7 protein-coding genes and 1 pseudogene are annotated in these 6,779 nt (G+C 61.1%); 3 read left to right on the top strand and 5 right to left on the bottom strand.

Annotated features, from left to right (window positions below; all coding sequences use genetic code 11):
* Positions 1–186, bottom strand: a pseudogene (locus tag MOV75_RS22535) (calcium-binding protein); the annotation flags it as partial.
* A 411-nt stretch (positions 187–597) separates the two neighbouring features.
* Here MOV75_RS22535 and secB point away from each other — a divergent pair.
* On the top strand, positions 598–1,086 hold the full coding sequence (gene secB, locus MOV75_RS22530; RefSeq protein ID WP_246929735.1) for a protein-export chaperone SecB: 489 nt from the start codon (positions 598–600) through the stop codon (positions 1,084–1,086).
* A gap of 7 nt (positions 1,087–1,093) precedes the next feature.
* Here secB and dnaQ read toward each other — a convergent pair whose 3' ends face one another.
* From dnaQ to MOV75_RS22510, 4 genes are read right to left on the bottom strand one after another with little or no spacing between them, the layout of a single operon-like run.
* The gene (gene dnaQ / locus MOV75_RS22525) at positions 1,094–1,810 is read right to left on the bottom strand and encodes a DNA polymerase III subunit epsilon (RefSeq protein WP_246929736.1); all 717 of its coding nucleotides are present in this window, start codon (positions 1,808–1,810) and stop codon (positions 1,094–1,096) included.
* 39 nt (positions 1,811–1,849) lie between these two features.
* Entirely contained in the window at positions 1,850–2,449 is a 600-nt protein-coding gene (gene coaE / locus MOV75_RS22520) for a dephospho-CoA kinase (protein ID WP_246929737.1), read from the bottom strand.
* Between the two features lie 23 nt (positions 2,450–2,472).
* On the bottom strand, positions 2,473–3,081 hold the full coding sequence (locus tag MOV75_RS22515) for a Maf family nucleotide pyrophosphatase (protein ID WP_246929738.1): 609 nt from the start codon (positions 3,079–3,081) through the stop codon (positions 2,473–2,475).
* Positions 3,082–3,089: 8 nt separating this feature from the next.
* Positions 3,090–3,929: a pyruvate, water dikinase regulatory protein gene (locus MOV75_RS22510; protein WP_212243263.1), complete on the bottom strand. Its 840-nt coding sequence runs from the start codon at positions 3,927–3,929 to the stop codon at positions 3,090–3,092.
* 457 nt (positions 3,930–4,386) lie between these two features.
* Between MOV75_RS22510 and hemJ the strand changes: the two genes are divergently transcribed.
* Both hemJ and rho read left to right on the top strand, forming a co-directional pair.
* Positions 4,387–4,821, top strand: coding sequence for a protoporphyrinogen oxidase HemJ (gene hemJ / locus MOV75_RS22505; RefSeq protein WP_246929739.1), 435 nt, complete (start codon positions 4,387–4,389; stop codon positions 4,819–4,821).
* A 246-nt stretch (positions 4,822–5,067) separates the two neighbouring features.
* Positions 5,068–6,333: a transcription termination factor Rho gene (rho, locus tag MOV75_RS22500; protein ID WP_008133567.1), complete on the top strand. Its 1,266-nt coding sequence runs from the start codon at positions 5,068–5,070 to the stop codon at positions 6,331–6,333.
* The last annotated feature ends 446 nt before the right edge of the window (positions 6,334–6,779 follow it).

Raw genomic sequence — 6,779 nt, 5'->3', positions numbered from 1 at the left:
GGCCTGGTCAATCACCTTGCCCGGCATGGTCACGACGTTGTTGTCTTGGGCACCCCCCAACGCATTGCGGGCGGCGGTCCGATCGAACGGCGGCCGCTCGTTGCCGGTCCGCTGCCCGAGCACGCTGCGCAGCCGCAGAAAGATGAAGACCGCCAGCGCCAGGAAGATGATGGTGTAGATGTCCACGTCGTATTCGCTTTCTGGTCTTTGCTCTGGGTCTTCGCTTTGGGGTCGTCGCCGGGAAAATCAATCCGGCCAGTAGACCGTTCCATACGGGAACGGCAAGTCTACATCGCCATTTTAGGTCCGGGTCAGGTCCGTGGGATGTAGGCACGAAATCTTGCCCGGCCAATGGCGCCTTTTGGCACAGCGCCGAGTGTAGCGCGTTTTATGCTTAAGGGGAAACCCGATCCTGCCCGGAAATCGCGCATCTTCAATCGTTTAAGGCGCGAATTTGCGGAAAAGGCCGGGTGATCGTCACAGTTGCGGGCGCGGCCCGAATTCCCCTCCGGGACCGTTCGTCCTTGTGGAACGAGGCGGCCATATGTTAGCCAACCGCCGCGAAATTCAGCCCCAATCGGGTAAGGAGAGACTCTCATGACCAACGGTAACGGCACCCCTCCCGAGGCGGCCCAGGCTCCCCAGCTCAACGTGCTGGCGCAATATACCAAGGACCTTTCGTTCGAAAATCCGAACGCGCCGAGCTCGCTCCAGCAGCAGAGCCAGCCGCCCCAGATCAACATCCAGATCAATGTCAGCGCCAACAATCTCAGCGAACAGGAGTTCGAGGTGACGTTGTCGGTCGAGGGCAAGGCGGAGACGGCGGGCAAGATCATGTTCTCGTTCGAGCTCGCCTATGCCGGCGTGTTCCGCATCGCCAACGTGCCGAAGGAGAATCTGCATCCGCTGGTCATGATCGAGTGCCCGCGCCTGCTGTTCCCGTTCGCCCGCGAGATCATCGCGACCGCGGTGCGCGACGGCGGGTTCCCGCCCCTGATGCTGGATCCGGTCGACTTCGTCGGTCTCTATCGCCAGAACATGGAGCGGCAAATGGCCGCTCAGGGTGGCCAGACCGGCCAAGCCTAAGTAAGGCCTAACCAGCCGGAGGGGCAGCTGGAGCGACGAGATACTCGTTCCAGATCGCCTTGTCGCCGAGCGTCGCAATGAAGGCCCGGTGGGCCTCACGCTCGGCGTCCGACGTCCGCGGCGCAAGCGGCACCAAGCGCTGCCGCCGCGGCGCATCGCCCGCCGCATTGACGCGAATCTCCTGAGCGTCCGACGCCAGGAGCAGCTGCGACTGCCGCGCCCCGACCAGATCGACATAGACCTCTGCCAGCAGCTCGGCGTCCAGCAGCGCGCCGTGCTTGGTGCGGTGCGAATTGTCGATCGCATAGCGCGAGCAGAGATCGTCGAGCCGGTTGGACACGCCGGGATGCTTGCGACGCGCCAACAGCAGCGTATCGACCAGCCGTTCGCGCGGGATCGCCGCACGCTTGATGCGATCGAGCTCGGCATTGATGAAGCCGACGTCGAACGAAGCGTTGTGGATCACCAGCGGCGCATCGCCGATGAATTCCAGGAACTCGTCGACGACCTCGTGGAACAGCGGCTTCGTCGCCAGAAACTCGGCCGACAGCCCATGCACCGCAAACGCTTCCGCCGGCATGTCCCGTTCGGGATTGATGTAGACGTGAAAGCTCTGCCCCGTCGGCATGCGGTTGAAGATCTCGACGCAGCCGATTTCGACCAGGCGATCGCCGCGGAGCGGATCGAGGCCGGTGGTTTCGGTGTCGAGAACGATTTCGCGCATGTGTTGAGATCAGGGTCGTGGGAGCCGTGAGGCGGCGAATCAGGTTCGCCGGTGCGGCATCTTAACGACCTCGGCCAGGATGTGCTTGATTTGCGCGCGCACCGGCTCCAGTCCGTGTGACGTATCCACCACGAAATCGGCGCGCCGGCGCTTTTCGGCATCGGGCGTCTGCTTGGCGATGATGGCGTCGAGCTTTGCTTCGTCCATGGTGCCGCGCGCCAGCACCCGCTCACGCTGGAGTTCCGGCGAGGTCGAGACCACGACCACGGCATCCACCCGCTTCTCGCCGCCGGTTTCGAACAGCAGCGGGATATCGAGAACCACGACCGACGCGTTGGCCGCTTCCGCCTCGGCGAAGAATTTTTGCCGGGAGGCGCCGAGCATCGGATGGACGATCTGCTCGAGCTGCTTGATCGCGGCGGGATCGTGCACGACGCGCGCCGACAGCTTTGGCCGGTCGACCTTGCCGTTCACGGTGGTGCCGGGAAAGGCGGCCTCGATCGCGGGGGCGGCCTCGCCCTCATAGAGCTGATGCACGGCGGCATCGGCGTCGTAGACGGGTACACCGGCCTCCGCGAACAGTTTCGCGGTGGTGGATTTTCCCATCCCGATCGAGCCGGTCAGTCCCAGGATTCGCATCAACCTACAGCCATGTCGGTCATTTACACGGCAACTAGCCGTTCGCGTCGCAGGAACGCAAGCAGCGGCAGCAAAGGCAGGCCGAGAATGGTGAAATGGTCGCCTTCGATGCGCTCGAACAGATGGATGCCGAGCCCTTCGAGCTGATAGGCACCGACGCTGGTCGTGACGGCGTCGCCGGCGGCATCCAGATAGGCTGCAAGCTCGTCCTCGGTCATCTCTCGCATGGTCATGCGGGCGATCGAGACGTCTTCGAACACGATCTTGCCGTCATGCGCCATGGCCACCGCCGAATTCAGCTCGTGGCTGTTGCCGGCCAGATCACGCAATTGCGCCAGGGCCTGCGGACGGCCTGCGGGCTTGTTGAAGAGAACGTCGCCAAGAGCCAGGGTCTGATCGGCGCCGATCACATAGCTCCCGGGATAATGCGCCGAGACGGCTTTGGCTTTTTCGCGCGCCAGCAGCAAGCCAATCTCGCGCGGGTTCGAAAGCTTCGACGCAGCCTGAATACCGCGCTCGTCAATATCAGCCGTGATCACTTTGAATTCGAGACCGGCATTCGCCAGCAGCAGCTTCCGCGCGCCGCTTTGCGAGGCCAGGATCAACGGAGATTTGCCGAGCCACAGACCCATCGCGAAAACTATCCGGAAGGCCGGTTGCGTTGGCGATCGCTGTAGAGCTTCATGATCGCCGCCGCGGTTTCCTCGATCGAGCGACGCGTGACGTCCAGCAGCGGCCAATCATGCTTGGCGCTGAGCTTGCGCGCAAACGCGACCTCCTCGGTGACCGACTGCCTGTCAGTATAGGTGTCGTTGCCGGAGTCGGTCCCCATCGAGAGCAGGCGATTCTGACGGATCTGGATCAGGCGTTCCGGCGTCGCGTGCAGGCTGACCACGAGCGGCCGGGTCAGCGTCTCCAATTGCGAGGGCACCGGAATGCCCGGAACCAGCGGCACGTTGGCGGTGCGGATGCCGCGATTGGCGAGATAAATCGACGTCGGCGTTTTCGAGGTGCGGGACACGCCGACCAGGACGACATCGGCATCGTCGAGGCCTTCGACGTGCTGGCCGTCGTCGTGGATCATCGTGTAATTCAGCGCGTCGATGCGCTTGAAATATTCCGCGTTGAGGACGTGCTGAGCGCCGACGCGGCCGGTGGTCGCAGCCCCGAGATAGGCTTCGAACAGCTGCATCACCGGGCCGATGATCGACAGGCTCGGAACGTTGATCCCCTTGCACTTGTCCTCGAGCCTGGAGACCAGATCCTTCTCGAGCAGCGTGAACAGCACGATCCCCGGGGCTTCCTCGATCTCGTCGAGCACCCGATCGAGCTGCTTCTGGCTGCGCACCAGCGGATAGACGTGCTCGACCGGCGTCACGTTGGCGTATTGGGCCGCGACCGCCCGCGCCACGGTGATCAGCGTCTCACCGGTGGAGTCCGAGACGAGGTGCAGATGGAAATAATTGTTCGAGGTTGGCACAAAAACTCTTTGTATGAAGGCGGTGTGGTTTGTGGATTTCTGTGGAGCTTAACCCCTCGGAAAGGGTTGCGCGACACCAGGGGCGGGACAAGTGCCAATTTTCTTCACACCGCTGCCCATCTGAACAAGTTCGCGGGCCTGCCGGGATGGAAACGGGATTGCGCGGACAACTCTCTTGATAAGCCGCCGACAGAAAGGCGCAAGCCTTTGAAGCTGGCCGACTTATCGCAAGGCGCCAGGGGCCATCGGGATATGTTGATGGGTGTGAACAAGCGCACGTGAACCCGCGGACGGAATTGCATGAGTCCAATCCACGGTCACATAGACTCAAACCTTAAGAATCTAAGATTCTAGATTTGAGGAAGGCGCTTCAGACGGATATGTGTGCACGGTGAGACCTTAACGAGTTCTTACTATCCCCAGATCCTTTCGCTGGGCAGCAAGCCGGGCCGCGAAAATGTTCGAAGACGTCTATCTCTGGATCAAGGCGCTGCATGTGATCGCCGTCATCTCCTGGATGGCGGGCATGCTCTATCTGCCGCGGCTGTTCGTCTATCATTCCGAGGCCGAGATCGGCTCGAAGCAGTCGGAAACGTTCAAGGTGATGGAACGCCGGCTGCTCAAGGCCATCATCAATCCGGCGATGATCGTCACTTGGATCGCCGGGCTCTTTCTCGCCTGGTCAGGCCATTGGTTCTCGTTTGGCTGGCTGCACGTAAAACTGGCACTGGTCTTGGTGCTCTCCGCGGTCCACGGCTTTTTTTCCCGCTGGCTGAAGGATTTCGCCGCCGACAGGCGTCCGCGGTCCCAGAAATTCTATCGGATTATCAATGAGGTGCCGACCGTCCTGATGATTTTGATCGTCATCATGGTGATCGTGAAGCCGTTCTAGGCAGGGTGCGTGACGATTAGCTCAGCGCTTCGGCTTGCGGAACAGGGAGCGATTTTCTATATTGGCGATATCCCACCCAACGCAGGCGGATGTGGTTTTGTCTGAGCTTTCCAGAGGCCGGACACTGCATCAGGTTTGAAGCCTTACCGGCACCCACCTTGCCAGACCTGCGGACCTTATCTTCTCGCGTCCGCATTTCAGAGCCTCCTCGCACCCCTCCCAAGGTTACCCCACAGGACCACCCCAATGCGGGAAATTAAACTCGAAGACCTCAAGTCCAAAACGCCGGCCGAACTCGTCTCGTTTGCGGAGGAGAATGGGGTTGAGAACGCCAGCACGATGCGAAAGCAGGAGCTGCTGTTTGCCATCCTCAAGCAGCTTGCACTCGCCGAGACCGACATTGTCGGCCAGGGCGTCGTCGAAGTGCTCTCCGACGGCTTCGGCTTCCTCCGCTCGCCCGATGCGAATTATCTGCCCGGCCCTGATGACATCTACGTCTCGCCGTCGCAGATCCGCCGTTTCGGCCTGCGCACCGGCGACACCATCGAAGGCCACATCCGCAGCCCGAAAGAGGGCGAGCGCTATTTCGCGCTGCTGAAGGTCAATACGCTCAATTTCGAGGACCCGGAAAAGGCCAAGCACAAGGTCAATTTCGACAACCTCACGCCGCTGTTTCCGAATCAGCGTTTCCGCATGGAAATCGACGATCCGACGCGGAAAGACCTTTCTGCACGCGTGATCGACATCGTCGCTCCCATCGGCAAGGGTCAGCGCGCATTGATCGTGGCGCCGCCGCGCACGGGTAAGACCGTGCTGATGCAGAACATCGCGCACTCGATCACGCACAATCACCCCGAGTGCTATCTGATCGTGCTTCTGATCGACGAACGTCCGGAAGAAGTCACGGACATGCAGCGCTCGGTGAAGGGCGAGGTCGTGTCGTCGACCTTCGACGAGCCGGCGGTGCGTCACGTCCAGGTCGCCGAGATGGTGATCGAAAAAGCAAAGCGCCTGGTCGAACATGGCCGCGATGTCGTGATCCTGCTCGATTCGATCACGCGTCTCGGCCGCGCCTACAACACCGTGGTGCCGTCATCCGGCAAGGTGCTGACCGGCGGTGTCGACGCCAACGCGCTGCAGCGCCCGAAGCGCTTCTTCGGTGCCGCCCGCAACATCGAGGAGGGCGGCTCGCTGACCATCATCGCGACCGCGCTGGTCGATACCGGCAGCCGCATGGACGAAGTCATCTTCGAAGAGTTCAAGGGCACCGGTAACTCGGAACTGATCCTGGACCGCAAGGTCTCGGACAAGCGTACGTTCCCGGCGATCGACATCTCGCGCTCCGGCACCCGCAAGGAAGAGCTCATCACCGACCCGCAGGTGCTCAAGAAGATGTACGTGCTCCGCCGTATCCTCAATCCGATGGGGACGATGGACGCGATCGACTTCCTGCTCGACAAGCTGCGTTCGACCAAGAGCAATTCCGAGTTCTTCGACTCCATGAACACCTGAGTGCAGTGCAGCATAGGTTGCAGAAGTTTAGAGGGCGCCTTCGGGCGCCCTTTTTGTTGTGCGGGTTTGTTGCAGAGAATGTGCAGCATGGAAGCCAGCGCGATGTTGGAAGGCCTCTTACCTAAGCTGTTGATTTATAATAATAATCATAGAGGGCTCGATGCCCTTGTGGGTCGAGGCTGGGAAAAGCGCAGCAAAATGCTGAAGTGATATTGCGTTGCAATATGCTCGTTTGCTGCAGCATACAGCGCAGCAAGCGGTGCTTTCTTGTCATCCGGAAGGGACATTTGCCTTTTCGCCGGTAGCCGGACAAATAGGCCATGCATCCGCGAGACCAGACCATCTTTGCATTGTCGTCCGGCCGGGCGCCGAGCGCGATCGCCGTGGTCCGCGTGTCGGGATCTCAGGCCGGCCAGGTGCTGACGACCCTGGCGGGCAAGTTGCCG

This window comes from Bradyrhizobium sp. PRIMUS42 (assembly GCF_023006515.1).
Classification (GTDB): Bacteria; Pseudomonadota; Alphaproteobacteria; order Rhizobiales; family Xanthobacteraceae; genus Bradyrhizobium.
The sequence above is the reverse complement of the archived record's forward strand: the minus strand, read 5'-3'. Positions and strand labels throughout refer to the sequence as shown.